A 17,116-nucleotide genomic window follows, 5' to 3' on the forward strand; every position below is an offset into this window, starting at 1 on the left:
CGTGCCGGGCCATGACATTTGTCCTGCCCGAGTCCGTACAAGCGCATCTGCCGCGCGGTGGGCCCGGTTTCGTAGCGTCGTAGTCATGACACGGACAAGTGGGACGGCAGGCCGGACAGAGCGTGCCGTGTCCTTCGCGGGGGCGGTCAAGACCTTCGGCGCGGTGCGCGCGGTGGACGGGGTGGACCTGGAGATAGGGCGCGGTGAGACGGTCGCGCTGCTCGGCCGCAACGGCGCGGGCAAGTCGACGACGATCTCGCTGCTGCTCGGGCTGAACACGCCCGACGCCGGCACGGTCGAACTCTTCGGCGCGCAGCCGGCGAAGGCCGTACGCGGCGGGCTGGTCGGAGCGATGCTCCAGGAGGCACGGGCGGTGCCCCGGGTCACCGTCGGCGAGCTGGTCACCTTCGTGGCCCGGCGCTATCCGGCGCCGATGCCCGTCGCACAGGCCCTGGAGCTGGCCGGTATCGGCGAGTTGACCGGGCGCCGGGTGGACCGCCTGTCGGGCGGCCAGACACAGCGCGTGCGGTTCGCCGTGGCACTGGCCGGGAACCCGTCGCTGCTCGTCCTGGACGAGCCGACCGCCGCCCTGGACGTGGAGGCGCGGCACGCGTTCTGGCGCTCGATGCGCGCGTACGCCCGGCGCGGCCACACCGTCCTGTTCTCCACGCACTACCTGGAGGAGGCGGACACGCACGCCGACCGCATCCTCGTCATCGACCGCGGCCGGATCGTCGCGGACGGCACCGGCGAGCAGCTCAAACGGGCGGCCGGCGGCAGCCTCGTCTCCTTCGATCTGGCGGGCCGCGGCACCGAGGGCCTGGCGCGGCTGCCCGGTGTGCGGTCCCTCGAAGTGCGCGGCGACCGCGCGCTGCTGCGCACCGACGACTCGGACGCGACCGTGATCGTACTCGCCGCCCGAAACGCGATCCGCGGCCTGGAGGTCACCCCCGCCTCCCTCGACGACGCCTTCCTGGCCCTGACCTCCGGCCCGCGAACCGGAGACGGTGTGCTGCCCGGCCCCCTGCCCTCCGAAGCCGCCCCGAACGGCAGCTCCCCCGCCCGCACCGCCGCTGAGACGGAGACCGTCTGATGCTCGACTATCTGCGCCTCGAAGTACGCCGGACCCTGCGCGACGTCGGCTTCGTCATCGGCGGGATCGCGATGCCGGTGATGATGTACCTGCTCTTCACCAACCTCGGCGGCGACGACGGCGGCTACAAGACCCAGGCCATGGTCGGCATGGCCGCCTACGGCGCGGTCGGCTCCGCCCTCAACACCGGCGGCGGGGTCGCCGAGGACCGGGCGATCGGCTGGCTGCGGCAGCTTCGGGTGACCCCGATGACCCCGCGCCAGGTCGTCCTCGGCCGGGCGCTGACCGGCTCGGTGACCGTACTGCCCGCGATCCTCGCGGTGCTCGCGGCGGGCGGTCTGCTCAACGGCGTACGGCTGGCGGCCTGGCAGTGGGCGGGGATCGCGCTGCTGCTGTGGCTGGGCTCGATCCCCTTCACCCTGCTCGGCCTCGCCAACGGCTACGGCCTGACCGCCCAGACCACCGGTGTGGCGAACATGGCCTGCAACCTGGGGCTCGCCGTGATCGGCGGCCTGTGGTTCCCGGTCAGCCTGTTCCCCCGCTGGCTGCGCGCCGTCTCGCAGTACACCCCGACCAACCGCTTCGCCGAACTCGGCACCTCCGTCGCCGACGGACGCACCCCGGCACCCGGCGCGATCGCGGTGCTGACACTGTGGCTGCTCGCGTTCGGTTCGTACGCTGTGCTGGCGTACCGCCGGACCGGGCGGACCGTGTGACCGGGGGAGCGAGAGAGATGTCCTGGATGCGAGGGATCACCTGCCAGCTGCGCCGGGGGCGGGCGGCGCGGAGCCAGTGGAAGGCCGACATGGCGGAGTTCAAGGCCGCGCAGAAGGAGGCGCGCCGCAAGGGCGAGTGGCCCGAGAACCCGGGGCCGCCGCCGACCGGCTTCTCCCTGCTGCCGTGGCTGCTGCTGGGGCTGGGCTCCTTCTCCAACCTCCTCCAGGGCAAGACCCCCAACCCCTGGATCGGCGGCCTGGGTCTGTTCGCCTTCAACTCGCTCTACATCTACGTCGTGTTCCGCTCCTTCGTGAAGGAGAAGCGCGAGGCCGCCTCGACGCGGGTGGCGCTCGGCCTGATGGGCCTGCTCACGTGCGGCCTCGCCCTCGGCTACGGCGGCAGCTGGCTGTACTTCTTCCCGCTGCTCGGCCTCGCCACCGGGGCCTGCCTGCGCGGCCCGCGGCTGGGTCGGATCGGCCTGTCGCTGACCGCCCTCGCGGCGGCGGTCTCCGTGTTCCGGGCGGGCTGGGACGCGATCAACGTCGCCTACGGGACCTTCCTGTCCACCATGGTGACCGCCGCGATCCTCTCCCTGTCCGAGGCGGTACGGGAGCTGCGCGCCGCCCGCGAGGAGCTGGCCCGGCGCGCGGTGGAGAAGGAGCGGCTGCGCTTCTCCCGGGATCTGCACGACCTGCTCGGCCACACCCTCTCGGTGATCGTCGTCAAGTCGGAGGCGGCCCGCCGCCTCGCCCCCCGCGACATGGACGCGGCCCTCTCCCAGATCTCCGACATCGAGTCGGTCGGCAGGCAGGCGCTCACCGAGATCCGTGAGGCGGTCACCGGCTACCGCGAGGGCAGCCTGGCCACGGAACTCGACCGGGCGCGCTCGGTCCTCTCGGCGGCGAGCGTCGAGCCGGTCGTCAGGCAGACCGGGACGCCGCTCGCCCCGCAGACCGAGACACTGCTGGGCTGGGTGGTGCGCGAGGCGGTCACCAACGTGGTCCGGCACAGCGACGCCACCCGCTGCGAGATCACCGTCGACAGCGGCGCCGAGCGGGTCCGGTTGACGGTCACCGACGACGGCACCGGCGCGAACGCCGCCGAGCCCCGCCATGAGGGCGTCGGCGGCACCGGCCTGAAGGGACTGACCGAGCGTCTCGCGGCGGCGGGCGGCTCTCTCGAAGCCGGCCCGTCGCCACGCGGCGGTTTCACGGTCGCCGCGGAACTCCCCACCGAGTCGCTGGAGTTGCTGACCGCTCTGACGGTGGCGCCTACGGCGCCCAGGGCGAGCTGACGACCCAGCTCACGTCGTCGGTCCACGAGGTCGCGCTGTCCCAGGTGTTGGAACCGCCGTCGCTCGCTATGTAGACGTTGTAGTTGTAGTGGCGCAGACAGCGCGTCGGGTAGTTGTACGAGGCGAACGAGGTGCCCGTGCCGCTCTTGCCGGTCTCCGGGCAGAACGTGGCGTCGGCTCTGAACGTGGCGGTGCCGTCCATGGGCTGCCGCAGGAGCTTGAAGTTGTAGTGCCGCAGGAAGTCGCCCGGGTAGTTGCGCGACTCGAAGGAGACGCAGGAGCTGCTCGCCAGTCCGCGGCGGACGATCCAGGTGGCGTCGCTCTTGTCCAGGGCGGAGCTGCCGGCGGTGATGGCGGAGAGGACGGCCGCGTTGGCCTGGTGGCGGACGTAGTCGGTGGTGCAGCAGGACGTCGTGGCCTTCAGGGAGATCTCCGAGCCGGGGCTGAGCGTGCCGGTGGAGCCGGTCGCGCCGCCGTAGCCGACGGAGACGATGTTGGACTGGACGGCGTTGTCGGCGGCGTCGGTCGGGATGCCGGAGGTCATCACGCCCTCGAAGAACGAGCCGATGGAGCCGTTGCTGTTGTCCCCGCCGGTGCCGAGGACGATCGCGCCCTCCTGGTGCATGGGCGAGTAGCCGCTGGTGGTGGGCTCACCGCCGGAATACGTGGTGGTGAGACCGCCGGATTGCGCGTTTCCCCATTTCAGTGCGAAATGGTCCTGGCCGTTGTTCTTCAGCAACGCGGTGACGAAAGGTGTCGCGCCCGTCCCCGTGTTGGAGGAGTTGGTGCTGTAGCCGAGGTTGGACTGGAACAGCCCGTTCTCCAGGTCCGCCTGCACCCAGGGGCCCGAGCCGTAGCAGGGCGCGAACCAGCACTCGGTGCCGAAGTTGATGGCGTCCATGTGGCCGTTGCCGGTGTCCTTGTTGTTGGTCTCGGCGTTGCCGTAGTCGAAGCAGCAGCTGCCGTTGACATGGGTGCCGGAGGTGACCATGTACATCCCCTCGGCGGCGCCGTTGGTGGCGACACCGGTGGTGGTGTTGTCCCGGTAGCCCATGCCGGCCGAGATCTCCAGGCCGTAGACCTGGTGCCCGCCGACGGTCACCGGCAGCGCGTCCGCCGGGGCCCCGACATCGGCCGCGCCGGCCCCGCCCGCGCCCTCGACGGTGAGGTCGTTGTGCCTGCTGGACTGGTCGTAGATCTTGGTGACGATGCAGGTCGTACCGGAGCAGAAGGAGTCCTGCGCGGCCGCGTTGGCGTATCCGCCGGTGGCCAGCAGACCGATGTTCGCGGTGGCGCTGTCCGAGGCGCGCTGCACCTGGTACAGGGATCCGCTGTACGACGAGTACAGCGCCCGGACCATGCTGTGCGCGGCCACGCACGGCGTGCCGGCGGTGGCATAGACGTCGCAGGGCAGCGAACCCGCGGCGGCGGCCTGCGGGGCGCCGGCCCCGACGACGAGCGCGGCGACGGTCGCGAAGGCCGCGGCCGCGGAGAGCAGGGCTCTCCTGACGCGTGGCGGACAGGAGCGCGGGGCTCGTAGGGACATGGAGAACACGATGCACCTCTTCTTCGGTTCCTCGTAGGGCGGTGCGGGTGCGTGGCCGGTATACCGAACGTCGTTCGACCGAAATACCGAACCTATTCAGCGGTCGAAATACCGACCATTGACCGGGAATTCGGAGAATTGCAGAGGTGATTGTTTGAGCACGGTCAACCGCCGTCAAGTCCTGCGGCACGGAACAAGGACCACTCTTTAATTTCCGGGCCCGAGGCTAGGCTTGGGCCGTGTACGAGCCTGCGAACGAGATGCCCCGGGACCACCGGCCCGCCAAGTCGATCAGGGTGCTGCTCGCCGAGGACCAGGGCATGATGCGCGGGGCCCTCGCCTTACTGCTCGGGATGGAGCCGGACATCGAGGTCGTCGCCCAGGTGGCGACGGGTGACGCGATCGTGGACGCGGCGCTCGTCCACCGGCCCGATGTGGCTCTCCTCGACATCGAACTGCCGGGGATCAGCGGCCTGGACGCCGCGGCGGAGCTGCGCGCGCAGGCGCCCGACTGCCGGGTGCTGATCCTGACCACCTTCGGGCGGCCCGGCTATCTGCGCCGGGCCATGGAGGCCGGGGCGGCCGGCTTCCTCGTCAAGGACGGACCGGTCGAGGACCTGGCCCGGGCGATCCGGCAGGTGCTCACCGGGGAGACCGTGGTCGACCCGGCGCTCGCCGCGGCCGCGCTCAGCGCCGGGCCGAACCCGCTCACCGCTCGCGAGTGCGATGTGCTGAAGGCGTCGGTGGACGGCGCGACCGTCGCCGACGTCGCGGCGAAGCTGCATCTGTCGGAGTCGACGGTCCGCAACTACCTGTCCGCCGCGATCGGCAAGACCGGCACCCGCAACCGCACGGAGGCGGTACGGGAGGCCCGGCAGCAGGGGTGGCTGTGAGCACCCGCCGGCCCGGCCCGCCCGCTTACTTCGCCGTCACCTCCGCCAGCTTGTAGGCCGTGCCCTGCGGGGCCAGGCAGACGAACCAGTTCGCCGTCGGGTAGCCGTCGACCGCGCGGATCGCGTTCGGGTGGTCGTGCGCCGAGAAGCCCACGGTGAGGCGGGCCACGCCGGCCGTGCCGTCCTTCCAGCGGCAGGTGACCTCCTGAACCGTCTTGGCGACCTCGCCGATCACCAGCCGCTCCGACTTCGCGTCGTCGGGCGAGAAGCGGGTGGCGAAGGCCTCCAGGTCCGTGCCGGAGAAGGACTCCAGCGTGCGGACGGTGTTGTACATGAGCTGCTGGGGACGGTCCTCACCCCAGCTCCGGGTCGCGAAGTAGGAGATCTTGCCGATCAGATCGGCGGGCTTGTGGACACCGGCCGGCTTCAGCCCCCGCTCGGCCATGGTGTCGAACTGCCGGTCCGCCTCACTCTCGTTGCGCGGTGCTCCCCACACCTGGACATCGACGCTCCACGCCTCGCCCTGGGAGGAACCCCGAGACAGCTGGGTTCGCTGCGGCTCGTAGACGTGCCGTGCCTCCGCCGACGCCGGCGGCTTCGCCACGTTCGTCCGCCGGTCCCCGTGTCCGCCGTCCGGCACGCCGGTCACCGCCAGGGTCGCTCCCACCGACCCCGCCAGTACCGCCACCGCCGTGGCCGTCGCCACCGCCCAGCGCCGGGCCCTGCGCCGTCGGCCGCCGTGGATGACCGCCTGTACGGGGGCTATACCGATCTCGACCCCGTCCGTGGCCTCCGCGAGGAGGAGGGCGATGTCCGACTCCGTCTGTGTCATGCCGTGGTTCTCCCGATTCCCGCTCATCACCCGCGCCCTCCCTGCGTCACCATCTCGGCCAGTCCCGGTATGGCACGGAGTTTCGCGATCCCCTTGGCCGCGTTGCTCTTGACCGTGCCGACCGAGCAGCCCATCGCCTCCGCCGCCTGAGTCTCCGTCAGGTCCTCCCAGTAGCGCAGCACCACCGCCTCCCGCTGCCGCACGGGCAGTTGGGCGAGCGCCTTGAGCAGGGCGCTGCGGTCGTCGGCCTGGGCGATCCGGTCCCCCGTGTCGGGCACCTCGCGCACCAGGCCCGAGTCGTCCTTCGGCGCGAGGAACTCCTTGAGTTTCCTTCTGTGCCTGCGTGCGTGCGCGTTCATCATCACGCGCCGTACGTACGCCTCCGGATCATCGGCCGAACCGACCTTCCGCCAGGCCACGAAGACCCGCTCGAGCGTCGACTGGACCAGGTCCTCGGCGGCGTGCTGCTCCCCCGTGAGGAGATATGCCGTACGCATCAGCCGCGGCCAGCGGCCGGTCATGAAGCTCTGGAACTCCTCGTTCCGAGCGTTCTCCCGTTCCCCCATGGGCACCTCCTAGATGTAAAGAGGAGTCCACGAGCCGCCCGGATCGTTGCCTCATCCGGCGGGCGTCGGCGAAATTCTTCCCGGCAGCCACAGCAGCATCAGCACCGCCCCGGTCAGCAGCACCCCCGTGCTGCTGCGGAAGGCCAGCGCGTACCCCTCGGTCAGGGCCGCGGCCCCGCCGCCCGTGCCGGTCCGGGACGCCGCGACCGTCGACATCACCGCGAGCCCCAGCGAACCACCCATCGTGCGCGAGGTGTTGACGAGCCCCGAGAGCAGCCCGGCCTGCCCCGGCGCCGCCCCGGAGGTGGCCAGCGCGGCCAGCGGGGTCGCGGCCAGGCCGGCGCCGAGCATCATCAGGACCCCGGGGAACATGATCGCCGTCGTATAGGCGCCGTGCGGGCCCATGGTCGACTGCCAGCCGAACCCGGTCGCCGCGACCAGCGTGCCCGCCACCGCGACCGGCCGCGCGCCCGCCCGCCGCATCAGCCGGGGCGCCGTCTTGGAGCCGACGAGCACCGCGACCGAGCTGGGTATCAGGGCGAAGCCGGCCTCCAGCGGGGAGTAGCCGAGGACGTTCTGGGCGTACAGCGTCATGAAGTACCACATGCAGAACATCGCCGACCCGGACACCAGCATGGCCGCGTTGGCCGACGCCACCGTCCGCCGCCCCAGCAGGGCGAGCGGCATCAGCGGGGCCGCCGTACGCGCCTCGACGGCCAGGAACAGCCCGAGCAGCGCGAGCCCGGCGGCCAGCGGGACCACGGTGCCCGCCGCCGCCCACCCCTTGGCCTCGGTCTGCGAGACGCCGTACGCCAGGGTCGCGAGGCCCGCCGTCACCAGCAGCGCGCCGGGCAGGTCGAGCCGCCGTCCGTCTCCGGCGCGGCTCTCCGTCAGCCACAGCACGGACCCGGCGAGGACCAGTGCGCCGACCGGCACGTTGATCAGCAGCACCCAGCGCCAGGACAGCGTGTCCACCAGCACCCCGCCGACCAGCCCGCCGGCCGCGCCACCGCCGGCACCGACCGCCGTCCAGGTGGCGATCGCCCGCGCCCGGGCCGGGCCCTCCGGCACGGCGGCCGTGAGCAGGGTCAGCGTCGAGGGTGCGAGGACCGCCGCGCCCAGCCCCTGCACGGCCCGGGCGAGCAGCAGCTGCCAGCCGTCCTGGGCGAGGCCGCCGCCGAGCGAGGCCAGCGTGAACAGAGCGAGCCCGACCAGGAACATCCGCTTGCGGCCGTACAGGTCACCGGCCCGCCCGCCGAGCAGCATGAACCCGGCGAAGGCGATGGCGTACGCGTTCACCACCCACTGCAGGCCCGACGCGCTCAGCCCCAGGTCGGCGCGCATCGACGGCAGAGCCACGTTCACCACGGACACGTCGAGCACGACCAGGAACTGCCCGGCACACGCCAGCGCGACCACCAGCCAGGTGGGGGGCGCGGTACGGCGGGATATGCGTGAGGTGTCCGCGGCTTCGAGCATGACTGTCATGCTCTCAAGCCGGTTACGGTCCTTGCATCGGCTTTTCGGCCCACCTGGCCCTCGGTCGTACGGCCTACACCGCCCCGCGCCGCGCCCTTCACGGCCGTATGGCCTACACCGTTTTCCGGAGCATCGTCACCACCGCCGCCCCGCCCAGGCCGATGTTGTGCGCGAGCCCCACCCGCGCGCCCGGCACCTGCCGCTCCCCCGCGGTGCCCCGCAGCTGCCACACCAGTTCGGCGGTCTGCGCGAGGCCGGTCGCGCCGAGCGGGTGCCCCTTGGAGATGAGCCCTCCGGAGGGGTTCACCACCCAGCGGCCGCCGTACGTCGTCGCCCCGGACTCGACGAGCTTGCCCGACTCGCCCACCGGGCACATGCCGAGCGCCTCGTAGGTCAGCAGCTCGTTGACGGAGAAGCAGTCGTGCAGTTCCACGACGTCGACGTCCTCGATGCCGAGTCCCGAGCGGTCGTACACCTGACGGGCCGCCGCCCGTGACATCGGCTGCCCGACGACGTCGATGCACGAGCCCGAGGCGAAGGACTCCTCGGTGTCCGTCGTCATCGCCTGCGCGACGATCTCGACGAGGCCGGTGAGCCCGCGCCGCTCGGCGAACCGTTCCGAGACGACCACGGCCGCCGCCGCGCCGTCGGAGGTGGGCGAGCACTGGAGTTTGGTGAGCGGGCGGTGGACGGTGCGGGCGGCGAGGATGCCGGCGACGTCGTACACGTCCTGGAACTGGGCGTACGGGTTGTGCGCGGAGTGCCGGTGGTTCTTGGCGGCCACGGCGGCGAGCTGCGCGTCGGTGGTGCCGTACCGCTCCATGTGCTCGCGGGCCGCGTCGCCGAAGATCTGCGCGGTGGGCGGGGTCATCTCGAAGCCGTGCCGGGCGGCCATGATCCCGTAGTGCCGGGCGACGGGAGAGGTGGCGCTCCAGTCATCAGCGGCTCCGCCGCGGGCCCCGCTGTCCGCGCCGCTTCCGAGCGCGCCCTTCTTCATCTTCTCGAAGCCGAGGGCCAGGACGCAGTCGGCCGCCCCGCCCTCGACGAGCTGGCGGGCCAGCATCAGGGCGGTGGCGCCGGTGGCGCAGTTGTTGTTGACGTTGTAGACCGGGACGCCGGTGAGACCCAGTTCATAGGCGGCGCGCTGGCCGGCGGTGGAAGGCTGGAAGCAGTAACCGACAGGAACCTGTTCCACATCGGCGTACGAGATGCCCGCGTCCGCGAGCGCGGACCCGCCCGCCTCCCGGACCATGTCCCAGTACTGCCAGTCACGGGTCTCGGGCTTCTCGAACCGGGTCATTCCGACCCCGGCGACATACGCCTTCCCAGCACTCACGGCACTCCTCGTGGCACTCATGGCGCGTGAGACTAGAACACGTTCCACAAATTGACCAGAGCCTGACTGCGGATCAGAAACCCATGGGACGGTCAAGAATTCGTTAGCAGCTCGAAGCAACGGAATAGTTGCCTGTGCATACGAGGTTTACCCACCACTTATCCGATGCCGGATCCGTCTCTTCGCGCACTTCCCGTCACTCTCTTGGCCCGGAGGCCTCACCCAATGACGCACACGACCGACCAGTCCGCCCGGGGCGCGAGCGGGGCCGTGGTCCCGGTACTCGCCTTCGCGGGCATCGTGGTCGCGGTGATGCAGACCCTGCTCGTTCCGGTCATCAAGGACCTGCCGCAACTGCTGGGCACCGAGCCCAGCAACGCCACCTGGGTCCTGACCTCGACGCTCCTGTCCGGTGCCGTGGCCACTCCGATCATGGGCCGCCTCGGCGACCTGTACGGCAAGCGGCGGATGCTGATATTCAGCCTCTCCGTGATGGTGGTGGGCGCACTGATCAGCGCACTCACCAGCGAACTGCTCACGATGATCGTCGGCCGCACCCTCCAGGGCTTCGCCATGGGCGCGATCCCGCTGGGCATCGGCCTGATGCGCGACATGCTGCCGCGCGAGAAGCTCGCCTCGGCGATGGCCCTGATGAGCTCCTCGATCGGCGTCGGCGGCGGCCTCGCGCTGCCCGCCGCGGCCCTGGTCGCGCAGCACGCCGACTGGCACGCCCTGTTCTACGGCGCCGCCGGCCTGGGCGTCATCGCCATCGCCCTCACCCTCCTCGCCGTACCGGAGTCCCCGGCGCGCGCCGAGGGCACGTTCGACGTCCTGGGTGCGATCGGTCTCTCCGTCGGCCTGGTCCTCTTCCTCCTCCCGATCACCAAGGGCAGTGACTGGGGCTGGACCTCCGGCACCACCCTCGGCCTCTTCGCCGCCTCCGCCGTCGTGCTCCTCCTGTGGGGAGTGATGGAGCTGCGGGTCAAGGCCCCCCTGGTCGACCTGCGCACCACGGCCCGCCCGGCGGTGCTCTTCACCAACCTCGCCTCGATCATGGTCGGCGTCAGCTTCTACGTCGTCTCGCTGGTCCTGCCGCAGCTGCTCCAGCTCCCGAAGGCCACCGGCTACGGCCTCGGCCAGTCGATGGTCACCGCCGGTCTGCTGGTCGCGCCGCTGGGCCTGACGATGATGTTCACGGCCCCGATCTACGCCCGGCTGTCCGCCAAGTACGGCCCCAAGACCACCCTGATCCTCGGCATGCTGATCATCGGCATCGGCTACGGCGCGGGCCTCGGCCTGATGAGCGCGGCCTGGCAGAGCCTGGTCATCGCGGTGGTGCTGGGCGCCGGCATCGGCCTCGCGTACTCGTCCCTCCCGGCCCTGATCGTCGGCGCGGTGCCGGCGTCGGAGACGGGCGCGGCGAACGGTCTCAACACGCTGATGCGGTCCATCGGTACGTCCGTGTCCAGCGCCGTCATCGGCATGGTGCTGGCCAACACGGCGAACAACGTGGGCGGCGTCGCCATCCCGACCATGCACGGCTTCCGGGTCTCCTTCCTGATCGCGACGGGTGCGGTGACCGTGGGCCTGGTCCTTGCCCTGCTGCTGCCGAAGCGGAGCACGCCGGCGGCGGAGGCCGCGCAGCACACGCAGTTGCGGGCGAGCAGCGACGAGGACGCGGTGCTGGCCGACGCCGAGGAAGTGCTGCGGGGCTTCCGTGGGCGCGTGCTGGACGCCGCGGGCGTTCCGGTGGCCCGCGCCAAGGTCACGCTGATCGACCGCAGGGGGCGGCAGGCGGGCGCCACGCTGTCCGGCGACGACGGCACGTATGCGCTGGCGGTGCCGACCGAGGGGGCGTACGTGCTGGCCGCGAAGGCGGCGGGGCATGGGCCGTTGGCTTCCTCGGCGTCGCATGCGGGGGACGAGCGGGCGGTGGATCTGGATCTTTCGTTGCCGGGGGAGACGGTGAGCGCCTAGCGGCGTTCGCGGTCTGCCGTTCGGCGACCGCGGGTGCGTGGGGGCTGGTCGCGCCCACGCGGCGGAGCCGCACATTGACACCGCCCCGCGCCCCTGACGGGGCACGCCGCTTCCTTCGCACCCCCTGTCGGACTCCGGCAGGGGGTGCGGCAGCATGGGGCGTCGAGAACGTCGTACGACCGAAAGGACCCCCATGGCCGCGGCCGCGCCCCAGCCCGAGATCCTCGCCGCGTTCGAGAAGGCCAAGGGGTTCATGCCCGTGCACGAGGGGCTGGCGCTGTACGCGGCCGCCGTCGAAGCCGGGGAACTCGGCCTCCCGCTCCTGGAGGTCGGGACGTACTGCGGGCGCTCCGCGCTTCTCCTCGCCGACGCGGCGCGCGCCACCGGGGTCACCGCTGTCACCGTCGACCACCACCGGGGCAGCGAGGAGCAGCAGCCGGGCTGGGACTACCACGACCCGGAGACGGTCGACCCGGAGCTCGGGCTGATGGACACGCTGCCGACGTTCCGGCGCACCCTGCACCGGGCCGGGCTCGAAGAGCACGTCGTCGCTGTCGTCGGCCGTTCCCCGCAGATCGCCGCGTTCTGGAACTCGCCCCTCGGGTTCGTCTTCATCGACGGCGGCCACACCGACGAGCATGCCACCGCCGACTACGAGGGCTGGGCCCCCCATGTGGCCCAAGGCGGGCTCCTGCTGATCCACGACGTCTTCCCGGACCCGAAGGACGAGTTCACCGGCCAGGCCCCTTACCGCGTCTACCTCCGCGCCCTGGAGTCGGGCGCGTTCACGGAGGTCTCGGCGCATGACTCGCTGCGGGTCCTGCGGCGAACGGAGGCGGGGATCTGAGGGCGCGGTTAGAGTCGCAGACGTGTCGTACACAGGCCCGGAATTCGATTCCCAGCAGCAGCGGCGCTCCCGGCGGGCGCCCATGACCGTCGCTCTCGCCGCGCTCGTACCCGGTGCGCTGCTCGGATGGGTGGTGTTCGAGGGAGTAGGGAAGCCCGGCGGGAGTGGTGGCGGGGACGCGGACGCGGCGACCCCCAGGTCGGCGCCCGTGTCGCCCGGCGATGACGCCAAGGTGCCCAGCCCCAGTGCCGCTGCCCCGTTGAAGGGCAAGGTCGTCGTCATCGACCCGGGGCACAACCCGGGGAACTTCCAGCACACGTCCGAGATCAACCAGAAGGTGGATATCGGGACGAACTGGAAGGAGTGCGACACGACGGGGACCGCCACCAACGCCGGTTACTCGGAGGCGCGGTTCACGCTCGACGTCGCGCACCGGCTGCGGACGCTGCTGGAGAAGCAGGGCGCCACGGTGAAACTGACCCATGACGGGGACCGGCCCGTCTGGGGACCCTGCGTGGACCAGCGGGCGAAGATCGGGAACGACGCGCACGCCGACGCGGCCATCTCCATCCACGCCGACGGGGCGCCCGAGGGCGACCGCGGGTTCCACGTCATCCTGCCCGCGTCCGTGCACTCCGGCACCGCCGACACCCGCCCGATCGTCGGCCCCTCGCGCACCCTCGGCGAGCACGTCGAGAGCGACTTCGCGAAGGCGACCGGCAGTTCCCCGTCCAACTACGTCGGCAACGGCACCGGTCTCGACGTACGCCAGGATCTCGGCGGTCTCAATCTGTCGACGGTTCCCAAGGTGTTCATCGAGTGCGGCAATATGCGTGACAGCAAGGACGCGGCACTGGTGACCAGCGGGGCCTGGCGGCAGAAGGCGGCGCAGGGTATCTCGGACGGCATCACGGACTTCCTCAGCAGGTAGACGACCGCTGAGCGGTCCCGCACCCGCCGAGCGAGCGGGAGGTTCCCACCGCGGCCCGGCCGTCCCGTCCCGAGGGCCACTGGGACTCGGGTAACGGAATCGTGAGTTTCCTGCGCGGAGTAGACATCGGCGGGCAGGACCGGGCGGACAGCCTGATCGGCCGGACGATAGTGTCCTTCCTACCTACCGTGAGAGGCCACGTGCGACGCCTCCTCCGCCGACGAGACGACCTGCGAAGGACCTGAAGTGAATATCCGCTCCCTCACTAGAGGCGACGGCGTGCTGATCGGAGCAGCGGTGTTGCTCTTCATCGCGTCGTTCCTCAACACGTTCGACAAGTCCGGCCCGAACGCCTGGGACAACCTCGGCCTGGTGATGAGCATGTACGTCGGCGGGATCGCCGGCGTGGTCCTGATCGTCCTCGCCCGCGCGCTGCCGCAGCCGCTGAAGTTCGTCGGTCTCGACCTGGGCCAGATCGGCGTCGGGCTCACCGTGTTCGCCCTGTGGACCGCGCTCTGGTCGACCATCGACCCGCTGGGCGCGTTCGACGACCTCAACACCGTCGACATCGGCGCCGGTTCGGGTCTGATCCTCGGGCTGCTCGCGACGCTGGTCGCGGCCGCTGCCGCGATCGCCACCCCGCTGGTCCCGGCCCTCCAGGCGGCCCTGGTCCCGGCCCCCAAGCCGCCGGCCCCGCAGCCCTACGGCGCCCAGCCCCCCGGCGGCTACGGCTACCCCGGTGCCGCCGCCCCGCAGCCCGGCCAGCCGTACGGCGCCCAGCCGCAGACCGGTCAGCCGTTCGGCCAGCAGCAGCCCCCGGCCGCCGCGCACCAGCAGCCGGCCACCCCGGCACCCGACTTCTCGCCGTTCTGGTTCGCCGTCCCGGTGGCCCGGCCGCTGTTCGCGGAGGACGGCTCGGCCGCGCCGATCGCCGAACTGGCGCCCGGCACCTGGTACTTGGCCGTCGAGCAGCGCGGCGGCGCCCTGGTGGCGCAGACCCAGGACGGCCGCCGCGGCGTGCTGCAGGACACCTCCGGGATCCAGCGCGGCTGATCCGCCGAAGGCCAGCCACGGCCCCTCGCCCTTCCGGGCGGGGGGCCGTTGTCGTACAGTCGTCCATCGATCGTCTGACGTGACGTCAGGAGGCTCGTATGCGGCTCGGGTTGGCGCTCGGATACTGGGGGCGGGGGCCTTCCCCCGACCATGTGCCGCTGGCGCGGGAGGCGGAGCGGCTCGGGTACCACTCGGTGTGGACGGCGGAGTCCTGGGGCTCGGACGCCTTCACCCCGCTCACCTGGATCGCCGCGCAGACGACAACCATCAGGCTGGGTACGGCCGTTGCCCAGATGGCGGCCCGCTCGCCGACCACCACCGCGATGCACGCGCTGACCCTGGACCACCTGTCGGGAGGCCGGGTGATGCTGGGGCTCGGCCTGTCCGGGCCGCAGGTCGTGGAGGGCTGGTACGGCCGCCCGTTCCCGACGTCGCCGCTGACCGCGACCAGGGAGTACGTGGACGTCGTACGGCAGGTGCTGCGCAGGGAGGGGCCGGTCGAGTCGGCGGGGCGGTTCCACTCCCATCCGTACCGGGGGCCTGACGCCACCGGTCTCGGCAAGCCGCTGAAGCCGATCACCCACCCGCTCCGGGCCGATCTGCCGGTCCTGCTCGGCGCCGAGGGGCCGAAGAACGTCGCCCAGACGGTCCGGATCGCCGACGGCTGGCTGCCGCTGTACTGGGCGCCGAGCCGGCCCGAGGTGTACGGGCCCGCGGTGGCCGACCTGCCGGAGGGCTTCCTGGTCGCCCCCATGGCCCAGGTGAAGGTCTGCGACGACGTGGCCGCCGGGCTGCTGCCCGTGAAGGCCATGCTCGGCTTCTACATCGGCGGGATGGGCCACGCGGCCCGCAACTTCCACGCCGACCTCATGGCGCGCATGGGGTACGAGGAGGAGGCGCGGCGGATCCAGGAGCTGTTCCTGTCCGGGCGGCGCGAGGAGGCCGTGCTGGCGGTGCCGGACGCGTTCGCCGACGAGATCTCGTTGGTCGGCCCGCGCGAACGCATCGCCGAGCGGCTGGAGTCGTGGCGCAAGGGCCCGGTGACCGACCTGCTGGCGCTGGCCCCCGACCCGCACACCCTGCGGGTCCTCGCGGAGCTCAACTCCTGACCCGTCAGGGATAGTTCACAGACAGCGCAGAGACAGTTCAGCGGAAGACGGCGAGCGGGTCCAGGGTCAGCTCCCGGGCCCGGCGGTTCCAGCTGCGCACCTTGGCCAGGCAGCGGGCCTGGAACTCGACGCCGTCGGAGTACTCCGCGTCCTGGAACTCCTCGCGGACCTCGGAGACCGCGTCCGAGCCGGGCTGGGGGCCGGCCACCCCCGCCTTCACCAGGGTCTCGACGTACTCCCGGAAGGTCGCGAGGACCAACGGGGTGACGAGGGGGCGGGCAGACTGCGCGCTCACGCCCCGCTGCCGGTCGAGGATCATCTTCGCGGCGGGCTGGCCGGACGGGAACACCACGTCCATGCCCTTGAGGGACTGGGTGGCGATGCCCCGGGAGCCGAGCCGGTGGATGTCCACCCGGATGCCGTGCTTGAGCAGCAGCCGCCGGACCTCGGCGTCCTTGAAGAAGTCCGACTTGGAGGCCATCTTCGCCTCGACGGTGACGATGCCGTGGTAGGGCCGGGGCGCGTCCACGGGCAGCAGCAGCGAGAGCGGGCCGGCGAGGGCCGGCGGAAGGGCGAGCAGGACGCGGCGGGGGAAACGGCGCCGGGGTCTTCGGCCGAGGCCGAGCCGGGGCTCGTCGGCGGTGACGGGTCTGGAGTCGGACACCTGCACTCCTGCCGCTCCGGGGGCAGGATCATCGGGGACCGCCTCGAACAGTCTCCGCCGGAAGCGTCAACTCCGGCCGAACACCGGGCGAACGAGTCGAGCCTCAGGCGTACGCCCCTCAGACACACCGGCGCCGTTCCCGAACCGCATTTCTCAGTGGGTGAGTTGAGACGTCGAAGGCACCTGGTTGGTGACCGGGGCGCCGGCGCTCTTCCCCGCGTCCTTCACGTTGTTGATGACGTCGTTGAACGAACTGGCCGCGTTCCCGTCGCCCTTGCGGAGCTTGGACGGCAGATCCTTCAGCGCGTCGATGCCGGACGAGAGCGGCGCGACGGCCTTGGACAGCAGCGGATCACCCTGGGCGTTCCGCTTGGCGGCCTGCAGCCGGTTGTAGGCGAAGGTGCCCGCGAGACCGGCCTTGATCAGGGCGAAGGTGCGGCCGTGGGCGCCCTTCTTGAACTTGCCGGCCTTCCAGGGTTTCACGATCCACTGGTAGGTCGCGCCGGCCGCGAGTGACGCGTTCGCGATGAACCGGGTCTTCGCGAACTTCTGTTTCTCGGCGGACGTACTCGGACTGGGCGTGTCGGCCACGGGTGCCGCGGCCATGCCGGTGTCGGTGGACTTGCTCTGAGTGCTGCTGCATGCGGTCACGCCGGCGACGAGTGCGCAGCAGAGGGTCAGCGCGACGACCAGGCGCCGTATCGGTACGGGCACGGGGTCCTCCCGTGTGTCTCGATGTCCTCCCCGAGCGATTGCTTCCTCCGGCAGCCTCACCCAGA

Annotated in this window: 16 protein-coding genes; 9 read left to right on the forward strand and 7 right to left on the reverse strand. The window is 71.4% G+C overall.

Going from position 1 to position 17,116, the window contains the following annotated elements:
* Positions 1-85 precede the first annotated feature (85 nt).
* The 3 genes from ACZ5K7_RS06800 to ACZ5K7_RS06810 are packed head-to-tail and all read left to right on the forward strand — an operon-like array spanning position 86 to position 3,104.
* On the forward strand, positions 86-1,093 hold the full coding sequence (locus ACZ5K7_RS06800) for an ABC transporter ATP-binding protein (RefSeq protein WP_468911322.1): 1,008 nt from the start codon (positions 86-88) through the stop codon (positions 1,091-1,093).
* Positions 1,093-1,809 (forward strand): ABC transporter permease, encoded by a 717-nt coding sequence (locus tag ACZ5K7_RS06805; RefSeq protein ID WP_468911325.1) that lies wholly within the window; start codon positions 1,093-1,095, stop codon positions 1,807-1,809. Before ACZ5K7_RS06800 ends, ACZ5K7_RS06805 begins: the two co-directional genes overlap by 1 nt.
* 17 nt (positions 1,810-1,826) lie before the next feature.
* Entirely contained in the window at positions 1,827-3,104 is a 1,278-nt protein-coding gene (locus tag ACZ5K7_RS06810; RefSeq protein WP_468911327.1) for a sensor histidine kinase, read from the forward strand.
* Here the strand turns inward: ACZ5K7_RS06810 and ACZ5K7_RS06815 are convergent.
* Positions 3,082-4,650, reverse strand: coding sequence for an alpha-L-arabinofuranosidase B (locus tag ACZ5K7_RS06815; protein ID WP_468911330.1), 1,569 nt, complete (start codon positions 4,648-4,650; stop codon positions 3,082-3,084). The two genes, ACZ5K7_RS06810 and ACZ5K7_RS06815, sit on opposite strands and share 23 nt — an antisense overlap.
* Positions 4,651-4,910: 260 nt before the next feature.
* Between ACZ5K7_RS06815 and ACZ5K7_RS06820 the strand changes: the two genes are divergently transcribed.
* Positions 4,911-5,543 (forward strand): response regulator transcription factor, encoded by a 633-nt coding sequence (locus ACZ5K7_RS06820; RefSeq protein ID WP_351692874.1) that lies wholly within the window; start codon positions 4,911-4,913, stop codon positions 5,541-5,543.
* Positions 5,544-5,568: 25 nt separating this feature from the next.
* On the opposite strand, the gene ACZ5K7_RS06825 is transcribed toward ACZ5K7_RS06820, so the two are convergent.
* The 4 genes from ACZ5K7_RS06825 to ACZ5K7_RS06840 form a co-directional block, all read right to left on the reverse strand.
* Positions 5,569-6,375 (reverse strand): hypothetical protein, encoded by an 807-nt coding sequence (locus tag ACZ5K7_RS06825; protein WP_468911333.1) that lies wholly within the window; start codon positions 6,373-6,375, stop codon positions 5,569-5,571.
* A gap of 26 nt (positions 6,376-6,401) precedes the next feature.
* Positions 6,402-6,941 carry a SigE family RNA polymerase sigma factor gene (locus ACZ5K7_RS06830; protein ID WP_351692364.1) on the reverse strand — a complete coding sequence of 180 codons (540 nt, stop codon included), beginning with the start codon at positions 6,939-6,941 and terminating at the stop codon, positions 6,402-6,404.
* Positions 6,942-6,992: 51 nt separating this feature from the next.
* Positions 6,993-8,429, reverse strand: a complete 1,437-nt coding sequence (locus tag ACZ5K7_RS06835; RefSeq protein WP_468911336.1) for an MFS transporter — start codon at positions 8,427-8,429, stop codon at positions 6,993-6,995.
* Positions 8,430-8,532: 103 nt separating this feature from the next.
* Positions 8,533-9,777, reverse strand: coding sequence for a lipid-transfer protein (locus ACZ5K7_RS06840; protein ID WP_468911338.1), 1,245 nt, complete (start codon positions 9,775-9,777; stop codon positions 8,533-8,535).
* 204 nt (positions 9,778-9,981) lie between these two features.
* On the opposite strand from ACZ5K7_RS06840, the gene ACZ5K7_RS06845 reads away from it, so the two are divergent.
* The 5 genes from ACZ5K7_RS06845 to ACZ5K7_RS06865 all read left to right on the forward strand — a co-directional run bounded on the left by ACZ5K7_RS06845 (position 9,982) and on the right by ACZ5K7_RS06865 (position 15,673).
* Positions 9,982-11,733: an MFS transporter gene (locus ACZ5K7_RS06845; protein WP_468911341.1), complete on the forward strand. Its 1,752-nt coding sequence runs from the start codon at positions 9,982-9,984 to the stop codon at positions 11,731-11,733.
* Between the two features lie 193 nt (positions 11,734-11,926).
* The gene (locus ACZ5K7_RS06850; RefSeq protein ID WP_351692352.1) at positions 11,927-12,580 is read left to right on the forward strand and encodes a class I SAM-dependent methyltransferase; all 654 of its coding nucleotides are present in this window, start codon (positions 11,927-11,929) and stop codon (positions 12,578-12,580) included.
* A 22-nt stretch (positions 12,581-12,602) separates the two neighbouring features.
* On the forward strand, positions 12,603-13,511 hold the full coding sequence (locus ACZ5K7_RS06855) for an N-acetylmuramoyl-L-alanine amidase (RefSeq protein WP_468911343.1): 909 nt from the start codon (positions 12,603-12,605) through the stop codon (positions 13,509-13,511).
* A gap of 246 nt (positions 13,512-13,757) precedes the next feature.
* On the forward strand, positions 13,758-14,564 hold the full coding sequence (locus tag ACZ5K7_RS06860; protein ID WP_351692346.1) for a hypothetical protein: 807 nt from the start codon (positions 13,758-13,760) through the stop codon (positions 14,562-14,564).
* A gap of 98 nt (positions 14,565-14,662) precedes the next feature.
* The gene (locus ACZ5K7_RS06865) at positions 14,663-15,673 is read left to right on the forward strand and encodes an LLM class F420-dependent oxidoreductase (RefSeq protein ID WP_351692343.1); all 1,011 of its coding nucleotides are present in this window, start codon (positions 14,663-14,665) and stop codon (positions 15,671-15,673) included.
* A gap of 37 nt (positions 15,674-15,710) precedes the next feature.
* Here ACZ5K7_RS06865 and ACZ5K7_RS06870 read toward each other — a convergent pair whose 3' ends face one another.
* Positions 15,711-16,337, reverse strand: coding sequence for a hypothetical protein (locus ACZ5K7_RS06870; RefSeq protein ID WP_468911346.1), 627 nt, complete (start codon positions 16,335-16,337; stop codon positions 15,711-15,713).
* A 153-nt stretch (positions 16,338-16,490) separates the two neighbouring features.
* Entirely contained in the window at positions 16,491-17,051 is a 561-nt protein-coding gene (locus ACZ5K7_RS06875) for a hypothetical protein (RefSeq protein WP_351692337.1), read from the reverse strand.
* Positions 17,052-17,116 lie beyond the last annotated feature (65 nt).

The sequence above is a fragment of the Streptomyces sp. NPDC031497 genome, assembly GCF_055580905.1.

Bases quoted from the DNA above. Each gene is read 5' to 3' on its own strand.
- ACZ5K7_RS06800 (WP_468911322.1), top strand. From the start codon at position 86: ATGACACGGACAAGTGGGACGGCAGGCCGGACAGAGCGTGCCGTGTCC.
- ACZ5K7_RS06805 (WP_468911325.1), top strand. From the start codon at position 1,093: ATGCTCGACTATCTGCGCCTCGAAGTACGCCGGACCCTGCGCGACGTC.
- ACZ5K7_RS06810 (WP_468911327.1), top strand. From the start codon at position 1,827: ATGTCCTGGATGCGAGGGATCACCTGCCAGCTGCGCCGGGGGCGGGCG.
- ACZ5K7_RS06815 (WP_468911330.1), bottom strand. From the start codon at position 4,650: ATGTCCCTACGAGCCCCGCGCTCCTGTCCGCCACGCGTCAGGAGAGCC.
- ACZ5K7_RS06820 (WP_351692874.1), top strand. From the start codon at position 4,911: ATGCCCCGGGACCACCGGCCCGCCAAGTCGATCAGGGTGCTGCTCGCC.
- ACZ5K7_RS06825 (WP_468911333.1), bottom strand. From the start codon at position 6,375: ATGACACAGACGGAGTCGGACATCGCCCTCCTCCTCGCGGAGGCCACG.
- ACZ5K7_RS06830 (WP_351692364.1), bottom strand. From the start codon at position 6,941: ATGGGGGAACGGGAGAACGCTCGGAACGAGGAGTTCCAGAGCTTCATG.
- ACZ5K7_RS06835 (WP_468911336.1), bottom strand. From the start codon at position 8,429: ATGACAGTCATGCTCGAAGCCGCGGACACCTCACGCATATCCCGCCGT.
- ACZ5K7_RS06840 (WP_468911338.1), bottom strand. From the start codon at position 9,777: ATGAGTGCCACGAGGAGTGCCGTGAGTGCTGGGAAGGCGTATGTCGCC.
- ACZ5K7_RS06845 (WP_468911341.1), top strand. From the start codon at position 9,982: ATGACGCACACGACCGACCAGTCCGCCCGGGGCGCGAGCGGGGCCGTG.
- ACZ5K7_RS06850 (WP_351692352.1), top strand. From the start codon at position 11,927: ATGGCCGCGGCCGCGCCCCAGCCCGAGATCCTCGCCGCGTTCGAGAAG.
- ACZ5K7_RS06865 (WP_351692343.1), top strand. From the start codon at position 14,663: ATGCGGCTCGGGTTGGCGCTCGGATACTGGGGGCGGGGGCCTTCCCCC.